Annotated in this window: 22 protein-coding genes and 1 pseudogene; 7 read left to right on the top strand and 16 right to left on the bottom strand. The window is 34.7% G+C overall.

The window, feature by feature from the left end; all coding sequences use genetic code 11:
- Position 1 precedes the first annotated feature (1 nt).
- The 9 genes from AC0VX1_RS26490 to AC0VX1_RS26530 form a co-directional block, all read right to left on the bottom strand.
- On the bottom strand, positions 2-1,483 hold the full coding sequence (locus tag AC0VX1_RS26490; protein ID WP_377330649.1) for a sugar ABC transporter ATP-binding protein: 1,482 nt from the start codon (positions 1,481-1,483) through the stop codon (positions 2-4).
- 18 nt (positions 1,484-1,501) lie between these two features.
- Complete coding sequence (gene rbsD / locus AC0VX1_RS26495; protein ID WP_034316088.1) at positions 1,502-1,894, bottom strand: D-ribose pyranase; 393 nt, start codon at positions 1,892-1,894, stop codon at positions 1,502-1,504.
- Positions 1,891-2,775, bottom strand: coding sequence for a ribokinase (gene rbsK / locus AC0VX1_RS26500; RefSeq protein WP_063574590.1), 885 nt, complete (start codon positions 2,773-2,775; stop codon positions 1,891-1,893). The genes rbsD and rbsK overlap by 4 nt, the downstream gene beginning before the upstream one ends.
- The gene (locus AC0VX1_RS26505) at positions 2,772-3,758 is read right to left on the bottom strand and encodes a LacI family DNA-binding transcriptional regulator (RefSeq protein WP_475469578.1); all 987 of its coding nucleotides are present in this window, start codon (positions 3,756-3,758) and stop codon (positions 2,772-2,774) included. Before AC0VX1_RS26505 ends, rbsK begins: the two co-directional genes overlap by 4 nt.
- 548 nt (positions 3,759-4,306) lie before the next feature.
- Positions 4,307-4,507: a pro-sigmaK processing inhibitor BofA family protein gene (locus AC0VX1_RS26510; RefSeq protein ID WP_475469579.1), complete on the bottom strand. Its 201-nt coding sequence runs from the start codon at positions 4,505-4,507 to the stop codon at positions 4,307-4,309.
- Positions 4,508-5,180: 673 nt separating this feature from the next.
- Entirely contained in the window at positions 5,181-5,663 is a 483-nt protein-coding gene (locus AC0VX1_RS26515; RefSeq protein ID WP_475469580.1) for a hypothetical protein, read from the bottom strand.
- 544 nt (positions 5,664-6,207) lie between these two features.
- Positions 6,208-6,507: a hypothetical protein gene (locus tag AC0VX1_RS26520; protein ID WP_430755836.1), complete on the bottom strand. Its 300-nt coding sequence runs from the start codon at positions 6,505-6,507 to the stop codon at positions 6,208-6,210.
- A 20-nt stretch (positions 6,508-6,527) separates the two neighbouring features.
- Entirely contained in the window at positions 6,528-7,628 is a 1,101-nt protein-coding gene (locus AC0VX1_RS26525; protein ID WP_475469581.1) for a hypothetical protein, read from the bottom strand.
- 73 nt (positions 7,629-7,701) lie between these two features.
- Positions 7,702-8,397 carry a YiiX/YebB-like N1pC/P60 family cysteine hydrolase gene (locus AC0VX1_RS26530; protein WP_430755838.1) on the bottom strand — a complete coding sequence of 232 codons (696 nt, stop codon included), beginning with the start codon at positions 8,395-8,397 and terminating at the stop codon, positions 7,702-7,704.
- 337 nt (positions 8,398-8,734) lie between these two features.
- On the opposite strand from AC0VX1_RS26530, the gene AC0VX1_RS26535 reads away from it, so the two are divergent.
- The 3 genes from AC0VX1_RS26535 to AC0VX1_RS26545 all read left to right on the top strand — a co-directional run bounded on the left by AC0VX1_RS26535 (position 8,735) and on the right by AC0VX1_RS26545 (position 12,151).
- Positions 8,735-9,100, top strand: coding sequence for a hypothetical protein (locus AC0VX1_RS26535; RefSeq protein ID WP_475469582.1), 366 nt, complete (start codon positions 8,735-8,737; stop codon positions 9,098-9,100).
- Between the two features lie 419 nt (positions 9,101-9,519).
- The gene (locus AC0VX1_RS26540; RefSeq protein ID WP_057219382.1) at positions 9,520-11,514 is read left to right on the top strand and encodes a hypothetical protein; all 1,995 of its coding nucleotides are present in this window, start codon (positions 9,520-9,522) and stop codon (positions 11,512-11,514) included.
- 1 nt (position 11,515) lies between these two features.
- Positions 11,516-12,151 (top strand): putative bacteriocin export ABC transporter, encoded by a 636-nt coding sequence (locus tag AC0VX1_RS26545; protein WP_475469583.1) that lies wholly within the window; start codon positions 11,516-11,518, stop codon positions 12,149-12,151.
- 301 nt (positions 12,152-12,452) lie between these two features.
- Here AC0VX1_RS26545 and AC0VX1_RS26550 read toward each other — a convergent pair whose 3' ends face one another.
- Entirely contained in the window at positions 12,453-12,785 is a 333-nt protein-coding gene (locus AC0VX1_RS26550) for a YolC/YozM family protein (protein WP_057219383.1), read from the bottom strand.
- A gap of 319 nt (positions 12,786-13,104) precedes the next feature.
- On the opposite strand from AC0VX1_RS26550, the gene AC0VX1_RS26555 reads away from it, so the two are divergent.
- Positions 13,105-13,680, top strand: a complete 576-nt coding sequence (locus tag AC0VX1_RS26555) for a tyrosine-type recombinase/integrase (protein WP_463503176.1) — start codon at positions 13,105-13,107, stop codon at positions 13,678-13,680.
- A gap of 286 nt (positions 13,681-13,966) precedes the next feature.
- Here the strand turns inward: AC0VX1_RS26555 and AC0VX1_RS26560 are convergent, their stop codons facing one another.
- From AC0VX1_RS26560 to AC0VX1_RS26570, 3 genes are read right to left on the bottom strand one after another with little or no spacing between them, the layout of a single operon-like run.
- Positions 13,967-14,617 carry a hypothetical protein gene (locus AC0VX1_RS26560; RefSeq protein ID WP_475469584.1) on the bottom strand — a complete coding sequence of 217 codons (651 nt, stop codon included), beginning with the start codon at positions 14,615-14,617 and terminating at the stop codon, positions 13,967-13,969.
- Between the two features lie 2 nt (positions 14,618-14,619).
- Entirely contained in the window at positions 14,620-15,474 is an 855-nt protein-coding gene (locus AC0VX1_RS26565; RefSeq protein ID WP_463501234.1) for an ABC transporter ATP-binding protein, read from the bottom strand.
- 10 nt (positions 15,475-15,484) lie between these two features.
- Positions 15,485-17,560 carry a hypothetical protein gene (locus AC0VX1_RS26570; RefSeq protein ID WP_475469585.1) on the bottom strand — a complete coding sequence of 692 codons (2,076 nt, stop codon included), beginning with the start codon at positions 17,558-17,560 and terminating at the stop codon, positions 15,485-15,487.
- A 131-nt stretch (positions 17,561-17,691) separates the two neighbouring features.
- Between AC0VX1_RS26570 and AC0VX1_RS26575 the strand changes: the two genes are divergently transcribed.
- The 3 genes from AC0VX1_RS26575 (at position 17,692) to AC0VX1_RS26585 (ending at position 20,473) form a co-directional block, all read left to right on the top strand.
- Complete coding sequence (locus AC0VX1_RS26575) at positions 17,692-18,057, top strand: hypothetical protein (RefSeq protein WP_463501237.1); 366 nt, start codon at positions 17,692-17,694, stop codon at positions 18,055-18,057.
- A 926-nt stretch (positions 18,058-18,983) separates the two neighbouring features.
- Positions 18,984-19,796, top strand: a complete 813-nt coding sequence (locus AC0VX1_RS26580; protein WP_318565059.1) for a hypothetical protein — start codon at positions 18,984-18,986, stop codon at positions 19,794-19,796.
- Between the two features lie 506 nt (positions 19,797-20,302).
- A complete protein-coding gene (locus AC0VX1_RS26585) occupies positions 20,303-20,473 on the top strand; it encodes a hypothetical protein (protein WP_318565058.1) in 171 nt (56 codons plus the stop codon).
- Positions 20,474-20,876: 403 nt separating this feature from the next.
- Here AC0VX1_RS26585 and AC0VX1_RS26590 read toward each other — a convergent pair whose 3' ends face one another.
- The 3 genes and pseudogenes from AC0VX1_RS26590 to AC0VX1_RS26600 form a co-directional block, all read right to left on the bottom strand.
- Positions 20,877-21,206 (bottom strand): hypothetical protein, encoded by a 330-nt coding sequence (locus AC0VX1_RS26590; protein ID WP_463501240.1) that lies wholly within the window; start codon positions 21,204-21,206, stop codon positions 20,877-20,879.
- Positions 21,187-21,426 carry a hypothetical protein gene (locus AC0VX1_RS26595; RefSeq protein ID WP_463501242.1) on the bottom strand — a complete coding sequence of 80 codons (240 nt, stop codon included), beginning with the start codon at positions 21,424-21,426 and terminating at the stop codon, positions 21,187-21,189. Before AC0VX1_RS26595 ends, AC0VX1_RS26590 begins: the two co-directional genes overlap by 20 nt.
- Before the next feature lie 29 nt (positions 21,427-21,455).
- A pseudogene (locus tag AC0VX1_RS26600) lies at positions 21,456-22,442 on the bottom strand (MobA/MobL family protein); the annotation flags it as partial.
- Positions 22,443-22,469: the final 27 nt, after the last annotated feature.

Raw genomic sequence — 22,469 nt, forward strand, 5'->3', positions numbered from 1 at the left:
CCTAGTTCCCTCCTGTCGCCAATGCCATAATTTTTTCTTGCGTCGCTTCCTGCTTTAACAATTCCCCAGCAATCTCACCTTCGTGAACCACAAGGATTCTATCGCTCATTCCAATGATTTCCGGAAGTTCCGAGGAAACCATGATGATGGCGATGCCTCGCTCCGTCAATTCATTCATCAATTCGTAAATTTCACGTTTTGCACCAACATCTATGCCCCGGGTCGGTTCATCCATAATTAAAACTTTAGGGGAAGTGCCGATCCATTTGGCGATTACCACCTTCTGTTGATTTCCTCCGGATAGGTTGCCGATGACCGTTTCAGCAGAAGATGTCTTCACGTGAAGGCGCTTAATCATCATTTCGGCAAAGTTCATCTCATCCTCCGTTTTCACAATACCGCTAGGAGCAAAACTCTTGAGATTCGGCAAGCCGATATTTTCCCTTACAGAAAAGTCCAGGATCAATCCCTCTTCTTTACGATTTTCCGTAATGAAAGCCAGGCCGTGTCGAACTGCATCCGTTGGTTTTCGTATGGAAACTTTCTTGCCTTCAATGGTGATTTCACCGCTGTCTATTTGGTCGACACCAAATAGGGCGCGCATTATTTCCGTTCTGCCTGCTCCCATCAATCCGGCTACACCGACAATCTCACCTTGCCGAACCGCAAAATGGATATCTTCAAAAAGCCCCTTTCTGGTTAAACCTTTCACATCAAGGACTATGTCGCCAGCATTCGCTTCACGATGAGGAAAACGGTCCTCCAGCTCCCGCCCGACCATTTTCTGAACGACTTCATCGAAATTTGTTTCTGCAATTCTTTTCGTATCGACTGTCTTTCCGTCACGCATTACGGTGATCCTGTCACAAATGGCGAATATTTCTTCCATTCGGTGAGAAATATAAACAAGCGATACACCCTTTTTGGTAAGCCCCTTCATCACTTCAAAGAGCTTCTCTATTTCCCTATCAGTTAAAGCGGCTGTGGGCTCGTCCATGATGATGACTTCGGCATCCGTCATGAGCGCCTTGGCAATTTCAATCATTTGCTGTTCACCGACAGAACAGAGTCCGGCTTCCTTATCAAAAGGAAGGGAAATATTAAGTGTTTTAAAAATCTCCTTTGCACGCGCTTTCATTTGTTTCGTCTTCAGGACACCGAAGGGATTCACCATTTCCCTGCCGATAAATAGATTCTCCAGCACGGTCATTTCGGGCCAAATATTCAGTTCCTGACGGATAAAGGCCATTCCTGCCTCTTCGGCTTCCTTTGAATCCCTGAAGGAGGTTTCTTTACCGTTAATCTCGATCGTTCCTTGATCTTGTTTATGCAGCCCGGTCAAAATGTTCATCAAGGTTGATTTCCCTGCTCCATTCTCCCCCATTAGTGCATGTACTTCCCCAGCCTCTAAAGAAAAATGAACACCTTCCAATACCTTGTTTTGACCAAATGCTTTATAAATATTGTGCATTTCGATTTGCATGCTCATCATCTCATTTCTTTAAAAGAATACTCCAGACTGCAATATGCAATTTGAATATGGCGTCGTCTCCCCGGTCCGGATAATGGCTTTCGCGTTACTTGTCAGCCTTTTAAAATCCTCATGGGAAACATATTCAATCGCTGCTCCGAATTGCTGCTCCATGTATTGATGCTGTTCCGGGTTTTTAACCTTCACTTCTGTGGCAGCGATAACTTTTTCAACAACCATATCTTCGTGAACCGCCCGGACGACATCTTGAAATGATGGCGTCCCAGGCGTCAATGCTAAATCTATCTTGCAAACTCCGGGCGGCACCGGCAGCCCGGCATCACCTACGACAATATAATCGGTATGACCAAGGTCAACCAAGACCTTTGCTATTGAACTATTGATGATTCCTTGACGTTTCATGCTTCAAAGCCCCTCTCGACCTCTACCCTTTGCGGCATGCCGCCTTGAGCACCTAATTTCGTCACGGAAATGGAAGCTGCCCGGTTCGCGAACAACAAACTTTCGTCAAAACTTTTTCCTTCTGCAACAGCCACCGCAAAGGCTGCATTGAATGTATCCCCTGCACCTGTTGTATCCACCGCCTCCACTTCAAAGCTTGGAACAACCTTTTCTTCATGTCCATCAAAGTAACGGACGCCATTTTTCCCTTCGGTAATGAATAATTTATTTGGATACTCAGTCAAGACTTCCGTTCTATCTCTCCCATCGAATAGTATCTCGAACTCATGTTCATTCGGAGTAAGGAATGATGCCTGTTGAATGACAGCCTCGCTTAACTTGCGGGCGGGAGCTGGGTTCAATAGTAATCTCTTTTGAAGCATGTTGCACAAGTCAGCCAGATACTCCACAGTTTCCTCGGGTATTTCCTGCTGAACCAACACGATATCCGATTCCTCTATCACCTTTTTCGCCTTTTCTACATATTCAGGAGTAATGAAATCATTCGCACCTTTTACGACAATAATGCTGTTATCACCTTCCGAAAGGGTAATATGTGCTGTCCCTGAAGCAGAACCTGTAACCGGTTCCACATACTTCGTGTTTACATGATTTTTTTTCAGGTTATCTAAGATGATCTCTCCATAGACATCATCTCCTACACATCCAACCATCGACACTTCTGCACCAAGACGTGCCGCTGCAACAGCCTGATTGGCTCCCTTTCCTCCAGGAACCGTGATAAAGGACTCCCCTAAAACCGTTTCCCCCGCCATTGGCCGTTTGGCTGATGTCACCACTAAGTCCATTGACGAACTTCCCACTACTGCAATTCTAATCATGTCTTCTCCGCCTTCCTTCTCGTTGTTTGTCTCTCCACAAAAGAAACAGGGAGCTTTTTATGTGTTACTACCATTTTTTCTTGATTGATCCTTTTAATTAGCATTTCCGCCGCTTGTGCCCCCATCTCATAGGCTGGCTGCCGAATAGTCGATAACGGTGGGTGCAATAACGCTGTGAAGGAGATATCATCATAGCCGATCAATTGTATGTCTTCCGGTATCCGTATTCCCCGTTTTAAGATCTCTTGAAGTGCTGCGGCTGCAACAATATCATTACAAGCAATGATTCCATCCGTTTCCGGATATTGCTCGAAAAGCTGCTTGACGCATGTTTGGCCGCCTTGAAGAGTCAGGGATGAATCCATGACTTGCACGTTCACTTTTGCTTGTTTCAATTCTTCCAATGCTGCCATGTACCGTTCATATACAGGCTTTATTTCGACTGGCCCCCTAATGAGGACGATATTCGTACTGCCTCTATCCAGCAATACGCGTGCTGCCAGCTTACCGCCTGTCCTTTGATCGGAATAAACAGCTGGTAATTTCTCTGCTGTACGGTCGAGAAGGACAACTGGAATATCCAGATTATCGAAATTCTCATTGGCTTCTTCACTAGTTGAAGCAATCATGCCCACTACATTGTTTTGCAGGAAAGTGTCAATATATTCTATTTCTTTATCTCGTTTTTCATCACTATTTCCAAAAATCAACCGGTAACCAAACTGCTGCAGATAATCCTCGACACCTCTTGCCATTTCCGGGAAGAAGGGATTCGTAATGTCCGGCAAAATCAAACCAACCAATTTGGATTTACGATTGTAGAGGGATCTTGCCACTTCATTCGGTTTATAATTCAATTTTTCAACAGCTGCCATGACCACCTTTTTTGTGTCCTCATGTGCATAACCACTGCCATTCATAACTCTGGAAACCGTTGCTACAGAAACTCCAGCTTCCTTTGCCACATCCCGAATAGTTGCCAAAATATCACCCTCTACACTTTTGTGTAACCGTTTACACATAGCTTATCACCAATTTAAATGAACGGCAAGCCTTATTCCAAAGATAATTTTTAGGAATTTTGACCCAAAAAAGTATAAAGCAATTCTTTTTTTATGCGTACATTTCGTCTCTTTGAGTTTCCCACATATAGGTTTAACACTCTCATTCCGTCAAAATCCAGTCTACTTTAAAACATAAAAGACTGTAGACAATGGGAGGCTCTAGGCTTTATTAAAGTTTTCTTGATTCTCCAAGTGAATCTTAATTTCTTGATTTTCTTCCCTAAGTGCGACTAATTCTTCACGCATGGCCTTCAATTCTTCCGCAATCATTTCGCCTGCTTTTTTTTCGGGTTCGGGCTTGAATGATTCCCCACCAGTAGCAAAATAATGTTTTAAAATCTAAAATGTGTAGAATTAATAGACACATCAAGGTATATAGAACCAAACTTAGGTATTATAAATTATGTAACTATCGGTGGAAGTCAGTCTGATGTTACATTTTCTCAACGGAGTCGCCAATAACGACATCATACATTGCTTAACCAAAAAACAATATGAAAAATGCCCGCCTGATTCCCAAGTGTATTCAAAAAGAACAAAAATGCTGCACCGATAATGACCTTTATAATGCCCTGCCCTATGAACCGGACAGGTCTTAATGGGGCCCCGATAATGAGCAGCATTAAAATCAAGCCGCCAACTATGGCAACAAAGACAACTGGTTCCAAACTCATTCCTAATTAAGATAGAAGTTAGATACAAAAGTGAATGTTCATTCAAGTAGGAGAAGCTATTTAACCCAACCGGGATGATTCTTGCTGTATTAATTCCTGGTAACATTACTATCATGAACAAACTAATTAATATTAGAAATACTATAGAATAAGACGCTCCCTTTAAAACTTTTACTTACTTTTTCTAATGAAATAATAGACATAATAGCACCACCTAACTTCCCTGGTGTGCAAGAACGAATTGATTTTAGTAACGGTTTATTAACACCAATTGAATTAACGATAACCGGGTCATGGAGAAATAACTAAAACTCTTCTAAAATGGAAACCAATAAGAGCGTATGTTTTAATAAGGGAGATCCATTACATGGAGAACAATACCTTTAAAAAATGATTGTTAAAAGGGGTTTTATGTGTTTCTCAAATTGCTAGGTCATTCCATAGTAAAATCCTTTTTTACTAATTCGCCCTTTTTTGCAAACAATTGTTCCATAACCAACAGAAATACAACTGAAAATGCTACCAATTAAAACTATAATTGTGGTCATGGCTACCCACCTATTTACAGGTACGCTAAGCATATGTATTTGAGCAGTTTAAGAGCTATTGGATTCAGTTACAAAAAAATCAGGCTACCTCAGACCAAAAGAATATGGTGTGAGGTAGCCTAATTTTTCTTGCTAGTTTCTAAAAGATTACTAGTTTCCCTTTCGAATTTGGAGGATTCGTCCTTACTGCAGCAAGGCTTCTCTTGATTTTCGCAATACGTCAATTTTCTCTTTTTTAATACATCAATTGTGTTGAAAATATAGACATTATGTCCTTTGCCACCTTTAGATTTCTTCGTATTTACGATGGATACGATACCTAAATCTTTTGCTTTTCTTAGCATCCGTTCAAAAGTGGATCGGATTACCCCAAACCCATTCAATTTTTCATTGATGGCTTTTACTAGCGTTCCAATCTTGGCGTTGGCTACACCTACGTATTTTGCGGAGAATCGGACCAGGCGTTTGAATGCGACTAGTTCCCCTTTAGTGAAATCTTTTTTATGATCGGCTAGGAACATTTCAATCGTGTTGTTGAATTCCTTTATGCTGCTAAACTTGCTGTAGTCTTTAAAATTTTCAATTCTTCCTGCTACTAACATGATATTTCCTCCTTAGAGGACAATAAAAAAGACACTGATCCCGATAAAGATTAAGGGAAACAGCGTCTTTTTTATTGTGTCTAAATAGAAAGAAACAATATTTTTTCCTTGAAACTGAAAGCAATATACACTAAAATAAGTGATATAACTTTATTAGTAACAAAGAACTTCGACAAGTGTTTTCCCTAGGGCAATTAGGGGGAACGGTTTAAGGGTGTTCCACCACCACTTAAGCACGTTGGAGTTCTTTTTTTCGTCCATGTTTTGTTATGGTTAATTATCCAACAATTGCTACCAAAAAACAAGTAAATTTGATAGTTTATGAGTCTTTACGCTCTAACGTAAAACTATAGAAAAAGGAAGAGCCTATAGTCTTTGTCATATTTTATGATTCAGTTTACATAAAGTACCTTATAGGTAAACTGAAATGCTGAACAGAGCCATATTGGTTAAATTCAGCATTTTTTTTGTTGGGGAATATACGTTAATATAACCATAAACAAGATAGATATAATAACGAAGTCAATTTTATTTTGCTAAAAACTCATTTTTGTTTTTTATTGGGGTTATTTTTAAATATCATTATAAGACTGGATCCAATAAGTGAGATAAATATATTAATAAAAATAAGATGAAGCATTGAAAATATAGCTTTATAATCTTCATTAATATCAGAATACCAAATATAAAAACCAAAGCTTAATAAACCAGCTATTATTGGTCCTAACCAAATATTCTTAAATAAATGAAAGGCTAATATTCCTAATATCAACGCTAAAAAAGGAAATATTAGATAAGTATAAACGAAAATACCCATCCCTATTTCATGAAAATAATTTTCCATTTAATCTTCTTACCTCATCTCTACTTACCATTTAGGATTTCAGCACCTGCAATAGGTAATTCGCCTACCTTTGGTATGACGATTTGTCCAGTTTTATGATAATCTTTAACATTAAATTCCCCTATAATACCAACATTTTCATCATTGTTTATTGCAGAAGCAATATAAAGGGAATTATTTTTTAAAAATGCTTTGGCATAAGGAAAGTTCAGATTTTTTTCCCTTATTATCTTTAAATCCTTGTCTAGCTCAACAACAGTAGTTCCAAAGTGTAAGTGAGAATAAGTTATAATAACTTTTTCTTCGTTTATTTTTAATATCTGATTAGCTTCAAAATCCTCACCTTTGGTATCTAAATAAGATAACTCCGAATTATCAGGGTCAAACGCTGTTAACTTTCCTTTAGTTGTTAGAAGGACTTTTCCTTGAAAGAAAGCTATATCATTAGCAAATTTATACTTCATTGGAAGTGTATTTTCAAGTTCACCCGTATCAAGATTATATATGTAAAGAGCACTAGATTCTTTATCATCTACAAGGTCTGCAAAAGCATAGACGTAATTTTCATCTGCCTTTACAACCCGTAGATAACCCTTTATTCTCTCACTAATTACGATATTTCCTTTATATTCTACCTCTAATTGACTAAAATCTATATTCTTGTCTTTATAAGCAATTATCTTGGTCTCGTTTTCATATATTAAATAGTTTGTATAATCTTTTGCGTTTTGGTCAACCAATTTCCCATTATCAATATCAATTGAGTAAAGAGATTTACTTTCAGTTCCATTAAGCCAAAGTTCATTTTCATTCCCTTGATCTACTCCCCCGAGACCAATTGTACCTTTCAACGAGAGATTTTTTTGTGTATCCCCATTCATTATTAGAATTTCACCATTTTCTTCAAATGGACTTGAAAATAAAATTGCGAATTTTTGTGAAATTTCTCCACTGTTTGTTGCATTACTAAATTTATCAAAAATGTCACTTTTTTCAGCACTGGATATTTGTGTATCTACATTACTTTTCTGATTTTCATTCATTCCAGTTTTAAAGTAAAAGAACAATACTGTTCCTACCACAATACAGATTGTCAATATAGGAAAATTAAATTTCTTCATTCTGTTAACTCCTTCAAAACAAAAAGTATAGTAAATATCTTACTATACTTTTTGGATAATAGTATGAGATTAATTACCTAGTGTAATATCCAGTGGTATCGCTATCCTGGACTATGTCGTAAGGGGATATCAAAGTATCCCAACCACCATTTACATTGAAACCTGCATACTTCCAAGCTTTCCAAAGAAGCTGCGAGCAATAGAATTTATCACTTCGATCTGAATCCCAAAATGAATAATTATATGGATCACCAATTTGTGATCCAGAATATGATTTTGCCTGACCATAGTCTGTACTTGTTGCTCCTTTAACCCAAAGAGCAATCATAGTATCAATTTTCCCACCTGGTTTCCATTTAGTCATTGCAAATTTTTTAACACCGGTTGTATCGTAAGATTCAATGGTATATTCATTACTGGTATATACAATTGCTGCATGTCCATATCTGAAACCAGCAGAACCATATGTACTATCCATAGTTACCAAAAGATCACCAGTGGTAAAGTTTGCTGTACCGGTTGCCATAGTAGAGAGTGTACTGTCAGATTTCTTACGGTTTCCTTCTTTTTTACCTTCTTCAATTTTTTCCTTAGCAATCTTATTCCAATTTTTTTTAGCAAACTCAGTTTCTTTTTTAGCGTCATCCAACATTTTTTCAATTTCTTTTTGTGATGGTTGGACAGTTTCTGTATCAGCTGCTTGTGCACTGATGGTTGATCCTAACAAAATTGTAGTAATACAGAGTGTAGCAAAAAACATTTTTAACATTAAATCCCATCCTCTTGCTTTTATTTGTAAACTAGTTTCATATAAAAGATGACATATTTTACCGCGCATTTCTACAAAAATTTGTATTTTTTTGCATTCTTCTTACTAATGTTACATAATTTGTAACAAAAAATAAGAAAAGATGTTCTAATGTAAGCAAACCTTAGAGACTAAACTAAAAAAAATTCACAATTTATTAATATTTCATTCATTTCTTAACGGTATTATGACAATTTGTAACAATTTTATTGCAAAAACATTAACTTCCAAGTATATTAAAATATGTAAATATTTTTAAAAAGAGGCTACATAATATTTACAATTAGGGGGGGGAAATATGAAAAAAGTAAAATCTATTCTCTGTTTAGCAATTATCTGTTTGAGTTTTCCATTTGTGGCACAAGCAGCTATTACATACCCAGCTGTTGGAGCGCTCGCTGTTGATGCTGGACAAAGTGATACTATTGTTTTCTGTCGTATATGGGACCATAAGGCTTTTTACAGTAAAGATGATGGAAAAAATTATGCAGTATTAGCAAAAGTTAAAGTTGGTAGTACTGTATATTCATCTGGTTGGAAAATAGGGGAAGCATTTAAAAATGCAAATAGAGTATGGTATGCTAATGAAACTTCTGATTATGATTATAAAAGTATAACGACAAAATATAAATCAGATTATAGTAATTGGGGAGCATCATATTAATAGTATTTAAAAGGTTATTATCACGTATTATGTGGCCAATAAAAAAATAGTTGGATAAATATATCCAACTCAGATTGTAGAAAAACCCCTAATTTTCAAAATGAGATATTGAAAAAGGGGTTTTTTGATGTTTTATTTGTCCTATTACCACAACATACGGGTATTAATTCATTGATACACCACTATATTTTGTAGTAAATAGATATGAAAAAAGCTGTCGAGACTTTCTCGACAGCCTGAGTTGGATAAATATACTATTTTTACATTTAAAATATATACTAGTGTTTTGCGGTAATGAACTATACATATTAACTAGATTCTTTCAAAAATAGGCCCTTTTTAGGGCTTTTGGTAAAAATGCAAGAGTCAAGTAATTAAGCTAATGATATATATATTATAAGAAGATGGAAGGAATATATATGAAAAAAATATATATAATTTATTTGACTGGTTTAATGATTATATTCTCCTATATCTACACTAACTCTATTTATGAAATCTATGGGCTTAATAATATAGGAGATTCCTCATTAAATGAATATAAAGTAGATTATGAAACAGGTCAAGATTTATTAAAAGTCTATAAAGGACTTATTGAAGAGAACGTAGATTTTCAGATAGTAAAAAATCCAATGTCAGAAGATGGAAAAACCTATTATGATATTTACCATACAGATATAAACTCAGTAAAACAATATGTTGGGATTTCCAATAATGTTTATCGGTATTTTAAAATGACAGAAGATGAGTTTATAGATAGTTCTGGATATTTTAGTGCAAATTTATCCGATAACCAAATGGTAGAACTTTCACTAAGGACTGCAGTAGACATTAAACCAGTAAGTAAGAATAGGTTGTCTTACAATCAAATTTTTAATAACAATCTATTACAATTTTTAGTATTAGGTATCACTACCTTTACAATTTTATACATATATACAATATTTAGATTTAAAACAAATGCAGTGAAAAAGTTAAGTGGTTTTTCTCCTACTAAAATAGTTATAACGAATATAAAGGAAACTTTACAAATTCAAGGAATCCTTATAACAATCTTGGTTGTGGGACATTCAGTATTTTATTTAATTACTGATAAATTTTCTTGGACTTATACAATTTTCTTATTTTTATTTTTATCAGTCGTTAGTATGATAATCATTTTGTTATTATTACTATTACAACATTTTGTAAGGAAAACCAATATCGTTGCAGCATTAAAGAATAAAATTTTTTCTAACAGGCTATATATGATTATTAATTTGATTAAGATTATATTAATTCTTTCTGTAACCATTCTAATGAATCTTGTTATTAATTATTACAAAGAGCTAGATGAAGTCTATAAAAAATATGATGACTATAAAATGTTAAATTCCTTGTATTCTTCGCATGGTAGAAATTCAGATGAATATGATAAATTACTCAACAATCCCCAAAGGTTAGAAGAAGTTGCAGACAATGTAAAGAAGATGTACGTCAAAAATATAGATCAAGCGTATGTTATGTTTGATCCAGTTCGTGATAATTTGGATCCAAATTTCCTAGCAAGTCGTGGAATATCGCGAGAAGAAGTAATGAATACTTATGAAAGAAACAATTTAATTTTAAATAAAAATTATATAGAAAACTATACTGACATTAAAATGGATTGGGATTTTAATGAGGATACCCCTACAATTCTTGTTCCTGAAAAATATAGAGATAGTGAAGAGGATATAAAAAAATATTTTATAGAAAGGTATAATACCACATTAAACTATAATACAAGATATGATATTAAAGGTAAGGAAGTTAGTATTGATGATTTACAAATTATTTATATTAACAATGGATATAAATATAAAATATTAAGTTCAATTCCCTATGAAGATGAGGTAGATATCGAACTTACTGATTCTATTATCATGCTTGATAATGGAAGTTTTGGAAGTGGTTTTTATTTCGATATGCTAGGATCTTCCCAGCTGGCTTTTAAGTTAAATGATAGGGAAGAATTTAAAAGTATGTTGATTCAGTATGATTTAGATAATCTATATATGGCACATAACTTGTTGACCCCGTTTGAATCTATTTTCAGTAGTTATGAATTTCTATTTGACCAAGCAAAGCTTTTTGTATTCTTATTTATCATTTTATTAATTTTTATCATTTATATATCAAATTATATAGATATGATTGTAAATGGTAGAAGTTATGCTGCAAGATATATGCAAGGGTATCATTTACTAAAGAATTTAAGGGCTAATTTAGTAATGATTATTTTTATGATCGGTGTTTCGAGTGTTTTGTATATTTTAAATGTAAATATTTTCATTTATTTGTTGTTTATCTTATATGATTTGGCATCTATGCTTTATTTGTATAATAAGCTAATAGTTAAAGACGTATATAAAGTAATGAATGGTGGGAATTAACTTGGAGATAGTAAGATTAGAAAACATATGTCAGGAGTTTAATGGAAATACGGTAATTGAAAACATTAACTTTTCTATAAATGATGGTGAAATGGTAGCAATCATGGGTAAGAGTGGTAAGGGCAAAACTACACTATTAAATATAATGGGATTAATCTCAAAACCATCTGAGGGAGATTTATATTTATTTAATAAAAAGAATGTTGATATCCACTCGAAAGAGGCAATGTTATTAAGACGTAATAAGATTGGTTATTTATTTCAAAATTATGGTTTGGTAGAAGATGAGACAGTAAAATGGAATTTAAATATTGCATTAGAGTACAAAAAGTTGTCTAAAAATGAAAGAGTACAAAAAATTAAAGAAGCACTAAAAATGCTCCATTTAGAGAAACTTATGGATAAACATGTATATAAGCTAAGTGGAGGGGAACAACAGAGAATAGCAATGCTAAAACTATATTTACAAGAAAGCCAACTCATACTAGCAGATGAGCCTACAGGCTCCTTAGATATAGAAAATCGGGATGTCATTATTCAAATGTTAAAGGATTTTAATAACGAGGGTAACACAATTGTTATTGTTACCCATGATAATCATATTGCTCATACTTGTAGTAGAGTCATTAATATATAAAGAGGGGCACCAACATTTCGCGGAAAACATTTTCTGCGTTTTGTTGGTGGTATCCCTAAAATCATTGTACCATATTGGAAATATGTTCCTGTTTTGAGGCTGTTAATTCCTTTCCTGAGAATAACAGCCTTTTTTATTTAAACAGAGTATAAGACTGCCAGTTAGATTAATAAGCAACAGATCTAAAGTTCATCCAATGTAACAAAACCTCTATAATTATCAAGCTGAGCTTCTAATGTCTCATATTCCTGGTAATGAAATAAAGCACCCGTTAGTTTAAGTAAAATCCTTCACAAGGCTTTCAATTGGAAATTGGGTACCCATCTCTTATAGCTCTAACTATGACTTCATAATCCTTCATGCCATGCTTTTGGGCGATTTGAGCCAAAGAATAGGCCAGTTCATTCCGTTGTTCTTCCTCTATCGGCACATGGACTTTAATCGTTTTGTTATTTGGATTGACTCCGAGCGATTTAATATCATATTCATTAAATACCTTATTGCTTTCTTCCATGAATGCTCGGCTCTGTTCTTCCTTTTTCTGATTGTCTAAGTAATCATAGACTACAAAAAGTATATACGCAGCCATCAGCACACCTAACCCTAGAAAAACTCGTTTTTTTAATTTCTTCACTTTATATCTCCTTGTCCAAAATTCTGTCTCTTTTACATCCTTTTTAACTTTATCATATTTATCTATTTGTAGAACTATCTGGTATTTAGATGATTAAAAGCGACATAAAATAGGCTTCTCTCTTATTAAACTAAACTGCCCCATTAGTTCATTAAGGGTTTTTACTCATTTTTTGAATGTATGATAATAGAAATTATCGTACATTCAAATTACTGATTTCATTGGCTTTTTTCTTTTTTTCTCTTTATACTGATAAAAAAGAAAAAATCGTACATTCAAATCGTTGGTACATAAGGGTTTGAAGGAGGAGAGGTCGATGATGACACAACCAAAAGATGTGCAGCCGATCCGGGATCAGCAGCAGTTAGAAGATATGAAATGGGCGCTGAAGCGCCATTGTTCGGAGCGTGATTACATTCTGTTTGTCGTAGGCTGCGAGACCGGCCTGCGTGTCGGGGACCTGCTCAAGCTCAACACGAAACAGATCCTGGACCTCAAAGGCAAAAAACACAAAATTCTCCGGGTCAAAGAAGGTAAAACGCAAAAGATCCGCGACATGTATATCGCGAATTGCTTCGAAGAGGTCTTTGCGTACGCCCAAAGCGTCCCGAGCCCCTATTTATTCCCGTCTAGGAAGGGAGAACGTCCCATTACCCCTACCCAGGCCTACAGGCAGTTAAATAAGGCGGCAGAGTTCGCTGGCGTGGAACATGTCGGCAACCATACTTTAAGAAAAACGTTTGGCTATTGGTTTTACAAGGCTACGAAGGATATTGCCATGCTGCAACGAATTCTGCATCATTCTCACCCTTCCGTTACCTTACGCTATATTGGGATTACTGAAGAAGAAACAAACAATGTATTAAAAACATTTAGTGTCTTTAATAATTCATGACAAATGAATGGCCTTTTTTAGTAGGGAAAAAGCAGGCTTAGACTGGTCTATATCCTTTGAGGGTTTTTTGTGGTATATGATGTAGGTTTTTAAATTATTATAATAATACTTTTTTAATGGGGGAAAGATTTGATTTTTGTAGAATATTTCTTATTTAATTCTTACGGACTTTCGTTGGTCGTCGTTTTAAGGCAGAAATTCAAAGTTCAAACCTATAGAAAAAGAACGAACCTTGTGGTATTAAAGAGTTCGTTCTTTTTTTCTACATATATTCTAAGGTAAGAACCTATATCTTACGTTTAGTTAGGATAACATGTCCTATAGTAGCTAGAATAATACCTATCACAATATTTTGTATAGATAAGCTAGTTATTTTGGAAGATACTTCCATATCAAAGGAGAAAGACATGACATTATATACTGGGAATAGATTACTTTCCATTGTCCAATACTTCATTGCTATATACCCTACTATCAATAGTAAAGGGAAAATGATATTTCTAGACAACACCATGAGAGTGAAACCTAAGTAACTATATAATATAGTTTGGGGTATATATATAATGGATATATCCATTATGGAAATATCTGGATGTTTCAATGTAATAGTAACGAGAAGTATAAAGAACCCTATTAGAAAGAAAATAAAAAAGCTTGTTACTCTTATGATTCCGTGAAAGAACGATGATAGTGGATAGCTAAAGAGCACCTCAGATGCTCGATCTTCATAATAATCGAAGAATAAATACATAGACCACCATGCTGCAAAAGGACAAATAACAAATTCAATTAAATTTGACGTATGTCTAATCACATCTACACTTGAAGAGAAACTAACATAGATAATTCCCAATAAGATAACAAGTAAGGGTGCATAATAAGATACACCCATAGATTTAATTTCAAATTGCAAATCTAACTTTTTAGCAGAGTTCACTGTTATTCCCCTCTCCTAGTGAGATACAAGTAAGCATCTTCAATAGTAGGGGAAACTTCCGTTTGTTCCTCCTGTTCTTCTATAAAGTAGCGTACAAGGCACTTATCCTCTTGTTGCTTAAGAGAAATTACTTGATTCTGAATAGAATCTGCCTCTTCCAAAGTTAGAAGCTCTTCCTTAATTTTCCCTTTAACTGTTGCCTTTAAGTCTTCTTTTTTTCCTGTAAAGATGATTTCTCCCTGTTTTAAGATTCCGATATAGTCACATGTCATTTCTACATCTTCAACTATATGAGTAGAGATTAATATAGTTCGATTTCTCCCTAATTTTCTTAACAAATTTCGAAAACGTACACGTTCTTCGATGTCTAGTCCTACAGTAGGCTCATCAACAATTAATAGGCGAGGGTTTCCGAGTAAAGCTTGAGCAATTCCGACACGTCTAAGCATTCCTCCGGAGAGTTGCTTAATTTTCTTTTTCTTATGCTCTTGTAGATTCACTTCCTGAAGGAGTGAATCAATCTCTTTTTTTGCTTTCGATTTTTCGATACCCTTTAGGACAGCTAAGTGGAGTAAACACTCCACTACTGTTACATTTTTATATAAAGAGAAATGTTGAGGTAAATAACCGATATAAGAACGAACTACATTTTGATCATTCCACGAAAGATCGTCATTCATTTTAATTTCTCCACTATCAGCTGGCACTAAAGTTGTTAAAATTCTCATCAATGTAGTTTTGCCAGCACCATTTGCTCCTAGTAGTCCGAAAGAACCTTGGATATCAAATGTTAGGTTTTTCAGAATCTGTTTATTTTGATAAGATTTATTGACTTCTTTTAAGCAAATACGTTCCATAATGTTCTCCTCATTTTGAATTTTCTTCTTTTAGAATGCCATGTAATTTATTCCATTTTTGAGAAGTTGGATGTTGAATTAAAGAATACCATTCTTTATATATTGAGCTTTCAGGATTCAATGAATCCTTGTTTTTTAGCCATATGTTGACTTGCTCTTTTACTTTTTGTTTAGCTTGATTTTCTCCTATTGCATATCTAATGAGATAATCTAAAGAAGAAGACTCTACGCCCTCATTAGGAAGTTGAAGGGTATTATTTAGAGCTCTCCCAAATACATTTGAGAATAAAATATTGAATTCAAAATCTTCTTTATAAGATGATACTTTAGTTTTCGCAAATACTAACTGAGGAGTAAAGTCTCCTAGACGATTAACTGTAAAGAATGGAGTAGAAGGATAATCTATATGATTGAATCCCCAAATTAAATAGTCATTATTCCACCATGTTCCTTCTCCTGGCAAACCATCCGTAATGCTTTGATTTGGAACAAAATAAATAGTACGAGGAACAGTGAGATGATCATCCTTTAATGTAGTTTTCATCACCTTTGTAACATCGTTTAAATAGTTGTAAATGCTATCTGTATGCTCAAATTGTGATTCCCAAGTATTAGGGAAGACATATGTCACATTATTATCAATCTTAGATGATAATTGTCCAGATAATAAAGAGATACCGTCGGTGGAAGTTCCTTCCCAAGTTCCTTCTCCTGTTTTTGTTAAATTTGTATATAATTCATTTGCACCTTTTACCTTAAGATGATACTCTTTCTTGTCATTAGGTTGATGAGGTACTCGGTGTAAAAACTGATTTTTCGTTACAATATCAAAAGCTGGAAGGGAATTTTCGCTTGGTAACCAAGGCATATAATTTGGTAGATAAACAGCTTGAGAATTTCCAAAATAGAGATTAGATTGTAATCCTTCATAGTTAAATTCTAGTATTCTACTGTCATTAGGTTTCCAAGTATTGTCTTCAAAATATAAAGTGACCGAGTCATTTTTTTGTTTAAATTTAATCTCTGTCCCATCCATCTTTACTTGATGAATATGTAACTCGTGAAATAAGCCAAGTTTAATTTGTTTAACATCTTTTGTAGCTGTGCTAATTGCTTGTATTTTAACTGAAGCATTGAGATTAGTTTTAGTACTTAACTCAATATCGTATTTTTTAAAACTAATAGGATTCCCAAATGATTTATTTACTGATATCTTATTTTCTCTATAATACCGATCTGTTGCACCGTCATTATCAGAAAGCACCTGAAGGGGTTGTAGTACATACGCTGCGGAACCTACTAAGATAACTAGCATAGGTATTAATGAAAATTTCAATTGTGATTTAGATATTATCATTCTCTTCTTCCATGTTAATAAGAATAGAATGGTTAACAATGAAATGATTAACAGCTTTTTATCCCAATGAATGGTATCTAATGAGAAACCGTATAAACTGTTATAAGCTCTGGTCATGTTAGGTTCTCCCAAGTTTAGAATTTTATCAATTCTAAATTGGGAAGGTATTTTTCCTTCTGTACGAAACACAACGTAATTCATAGGTATAGTGAAGACGTAGATAACAAGTGCTATCAAATAAACGAACTTTCCTCTTATCCAGAGAGATAATAAATTTCCTAACAAGAACATAATGAAGGAGGATAATCCCCAATATAACCAAATATATTTTAACACCGATAAGAAATACGTTTTATTGTTAAAATCTTTTGTGAAAAATAAGTATAGATAAACAGCAAATAACAATACAGTAATTAACACTACTGAACTAAGAATGAGTAACCATTTTGCAAGTGTCTTATATAAGACTGCATTCTTTATAATGCTAAAAGTTTCATAAATTTCTTCTTTTTCATCAATTTTAGCTAAATATATCCCAATGAATAAATAGCAAACCATGAGAGCTAAAACTACAGGATTAGCAAATACTACTGACTGAGGATCATTTAATGAGCTATAAACGAAAAATAAAAATGATCCGTAAATAAGAATACCTAAGAATAATATAGGAACAACCCATGTACGGGCTAATATTCTAAGATAAAATGTATAACAATTTATTATTTTCAATGTTTTTCACCCTTTCAAACTAGTTAAACAAAGAGACAATGTACAATTAAAACATATATTGAAAAATAAGTAAATAAAATGTATACATTTGGTACTTTTTGATATAAAGTATAGTTCGGAGGTGCAATAATATGAAAAAAATAACAAAAATGGTATGTTCTTTGGCTATAGTAGGTGCAATAAGTACTACAACTGCTTATGCTGCTACTTCATCTGTTAATGTAGGTGGCAGTAATATAGCCCCAACAGGCCCAACGATTTCTGCTACTAACATAGGCCATACTGGACAAAATTACGGAAACGTGACTTTTGAAACATATGCTAAGAAAGTAGTAAATTATCTACCTGATAAAACTATTACCTCAAAAACACTGTATGGTGGGGCTGAGTATACTTCATATTCTTCTCCTGGTAGTGGAAAATACTATGTAAAAGCAAAAGTAACTGGTAGTGGAGCATACTATGCAAGTGGAGTAAGTTCTGTTTGGAGTAGATAATATCTAAAAAGTACTTTCTTACATAATAATTTCTATTTAATTTTAATGATTGATTAATAGTTTTTCTTTTAATTAATTAAAAAAATGAAAGCTACCATTATAGGTAGCTTTCATTTTTTTGACCTTTTAACTAATATAATTAGTAAAACTAGTATCCATCGTGGCTTTGTAAAACCAATAGCCAAACGTTTTTCGCATAGTCATAGACCTCCTCAAAGCAATTCGCGATATTACATGTCGTGGATATTTGCGTTTTGGAGTTTCATTATTAATAGTAGTCATGTTGCAACGGATCCTACATCATTCCCATCCTTCGGTCACCTTACGCTATATCGGCATTACAGAAGAAGAAACCCACAACGTATTGAAACATTTTAGCGTTTTTCACTAATCCATCTTCTTTATTTTCTTCAAGTGATTTTATTCATTTTGATGCAGCAAAAACGTTACTTTAAGAAAAAAACAAGAGATAAACTACTAGCCTTTAAGGCTAAAAGGTTGCCATCAAGGCAACCAAAACCTTATTTGTAATGGGTAATGAAAAAAGATCTTTTTATACTGTTAATTTAACTGATTTAATTCTTTTATTTCCTTTATCTTCACTATCTGTTTTTTCATTTGCATTTATATAATTAATAGCGTTTAAAGCGTCTGCTAAACCATTTCTATATGAAAATGAATCACCTTCTTATCCAGCTAAATATAAGGCAGTTATGGCGGTAGGAGCTATCGATACTATTATTTAGAATATTAAGAATACGTGGTCCTTTTGTATCAATTATCTATTAATACAAAATTATACAATTATTCCATGATAAAGTATATAACTGTGAGATTGAACCGGTTCTAATTTTACGCTTATTAGGAGTCACTGTACTTTTTGGGATAGATGCTCTTTATTCCTACTATACGAGGGAGATGGAATTATGAAGAAACTTATTATGTTATTAGGACTAGTAATGGCATTTTCTATCGGTACGTCTGCAGTATCTGCAGAAGAAAAAAGTGAAAATGTTTCTGAAGAAAAGATTGATAAATTTTTGAAAAAAGCTGGAGCACCTGACGACTTATTAGAAAGATGGGAATATGATCAAAAATTAGACCTTTTTAATAAGGGGAAAGAAAGCACAATAGAATTTGATACTACTGAAACATCAGATTATGTCAGAGATGAAAAAACTGGTGAATTAATCGAATCATCTGAAGAACAACAACCATCTGGTGATTTCTCTACAATGGCAACAATAACTAGAGATAAATTAAAAGTATCCCATGATGTTTGGAGTATGTATTTTAATGGCGTTAAATATAAATCTGTCTACGCAAATTATAGTTGGGTAAATACAAAACATGGTGGTACAAAAGGCGATAAGCTAGCGATTGCAGTTCCATCAGGGTGGGCGATAAAAGCAGGAAGTTATGTGTGTAAAGAGTTTCAAAGTGGATGGCCAGCAAATGGTTACTCGTATAAAGCTAATTGTGGCGGCGGTACTTATGACTTAGATTTCTACGGAGCAGTTTGGAGTTTAACACGAACAGATTATGTTTGGCATAAAGGTTGGGCGAGCTTAGATATGAGACGTACAAGCTCAAGTGCTCAACTCAGGGTATTAAGTAAGTATGTGGAGGATTCAGGTAATTCAACATCTTGGTCTATCGGATGGGGACCAATGTCTGTAAGCATAAACGGTAACAAATCAAATAACCAGGTTGCATGGGATACTGGTTTCACTTATTAAATTAAAAAAGAGACTCCAAATCTAATATATATTTAGACTTGGAGTTTTTTTAAAAAGATAAGTATAAAATTTAGGGTCTACCACAGTGCTGTATACTGTGGTATTTATCGTATATGGAAACAAATATTTTGAAGCGAATCTTTTTTTATCATCATGAACATTGGGAAGCTTTTAAGAAAAAACAAGGCTCAATGTAGATTTAAAAGTTTGATCAAAAATCATAATGTTAAAACCACGCAACAAGTATTTTGATCAACCTCTTTTTAAAAAGAAGGCCAGACCCCCCCTTTATTTCAGCATTTTCAGATAAAAAATAATCAAAACTTTTTTATAAAATAACACTCGAAAATCCTTCCAGTTGTGATCAAGGGAGGTGAAAAAATTTCGAGGCTGTGGGGACATGAAAGTTGAATCACCGGCATGTTTTTTAGTAACATAATATATTTATTGAAGATTTATTTTAAACCGACTATATTGAATAAGAGTCTCTGATAAGGAGGTAGCATATGAAAATTGTCCTTTTAGGAATCGCAATAATACTTTTAGGTATTACAATAATATCGGCATTTAGTTCAACAGGATTTGGCTATTTAATTGGAACAAAGTTTGGTCTAACAATTTCATTTTTGGGTTTATTAATTTCAGTTGTAGGTTGTTTTATAAATGATAGCAAATAATCTTATTAAGCTAACCTACCATTAAAATTATTTCCTGGCAGGACCCCTAAATAGACAAAACTTTTTCCTTAGTTAACATAATGGACCTTACCGGAAGCTACAACAAATGAGCAAACCCCTGAATTTATCCAAATTCAGGGGTTTTTGTGGTTGGGAAATAGGAATCAAAGTACTCTATAATTTCTGTTCGCTCTCGATTCCTCAAGATTTCGAAATCCTTGGAAGGTTGCCTAAACCTGAGAGTGGAGATAGGACCTATATTGATACATTTTTATTTTTACGTTTTAAATGATTAGCCTTTAAGGCTAAAAAGTTGCCATAAAGGCAATAAAAACTTTGGTAGTAAGGTAAATACACCCTCGATGGAAGAGATTGTACTACTTTTCGTAGTACAGTGAATATTTTATCTCTCCATTTCCCAACCACTATGACGAATTTTTCCTTTGTTTTTAGTTTTAGCTAGATGTTGTTGCGGAAGTTTTTGTTCTCTCTGCATGTTTCTTCCTGCCTGTTCAACGCCCTTCATAATGGCATCTAATAAGTCGATGCCTTTTTCTTGGGATTGAATCTGATCTTTAAATGCAGGAACTCCAGCTTCCATTTTCCCTAAATTATGGAACTGTTTTTCAAGGTCCTTTCTTCCAGAAACCCCTTCTTTTTTCATCGAATCTTGGTAGGTTTCACGTGTAGAAATAGCCTGGTCATACTCTTGTTTAGCCGATTTTGAAAACAAGCAGTTTGCCTTTCAAGAAAGGATTGTTCTCAATTTTTTCAACAAGGGCATGATATTTTTCATAATTGTTCAGATAGCCTTCCGCACGCTGCAGGCGTGACCGTTGCCGATTCACACGATCTATTTCACCATGGAGCCTTTGAATGTCTTCTTTACGGTTATTTAGCGTGTTCTGGATGGTCTCTATTGGGACCACTTGATTTCCGTTTGCTTGTTTCATGTCCATAAGCCTTTTAGCCGTTTTAAGGCTTATATAGCGCATTCAGTACGTTTAGAATATAAAGAGGCCACCTGACGCACAAAAGCGTTCTGATGGACTGTTTCAGCCTTTTCTAAGACCTTTCTTTCCTGATGGATGTGTCCACGTATCTGTCGATTTTTCTCTAGGAGACCTGGGTAATCCGTTTGATGTTGACGTTGCACCTGCTGAAATTCTTTTTCGGTATGGAAGCCAATTTTTTCACGGTAGGCATCTAGCGTTTTATCCCCTGATGTTATTTGGTCTTCTGCCTTAGACATGTCCCGTTCGGCTTGTTCCTTTGTCATTCGATTTTCCTTTAGTTTAAATGGATTGATCCAATTGATATGTTCCAATTGGTCCTGTGCTTGTTGGCGCTGATTTTCAAAAATATGAATCCATCGGTAGGTTTCAGAAGTGCCTCGGATGGTTTCATCTTTCCATCGAATCTGTTGGTCATCGTTAGGTACTTGATTCTCTCTTTTATCGAGCTCCTTACGTTTTACAAAGATTTCTTTCAAGGTAGGTTCACGATCCAGGTTTAAAAGCTTAGAAGCTTCTTGTAAGTGAACACGTTCTGCCGGCGTGTTGAAGCGTTCGGATTGTTGCCGATGTTCTTGCTTCCGTGCCTTTTCTTGTTCCAATGCTTTCTTTTCTTCCCGGTAAGTTTGAAGATCCACGACAAGACGATTGTATTCTTGGCGATCACGATTGATCGTTCCCCGGTCCGTTTGGACCCCACGCTTTTCCATTTCATGAGCCACATGGCCAAGATGGACCGTTGGAAAAATAATCAGTTTTCGTTTTTCATGAGATTCATGAGTAATACGGTCTTGAATGCCTTCCCGTTCTAAGGATTGATTCGCATGAACGGCCCACTGTTCACGCCATTGCTGCAGCAACTCTTTTTTGTTCCAGTCCCGATTTTTAACGGTGAATCCTTCTTCGGAAATTTCGCGAGTGGTCAACATGACATGGACATGAGGATTGTTAACTGTTAAAACTAGTTGATTGGAGCGGGTGTA

The organism is Peribacillus sp. QJM3NY_7 (genome assembly GCF_056173225.1).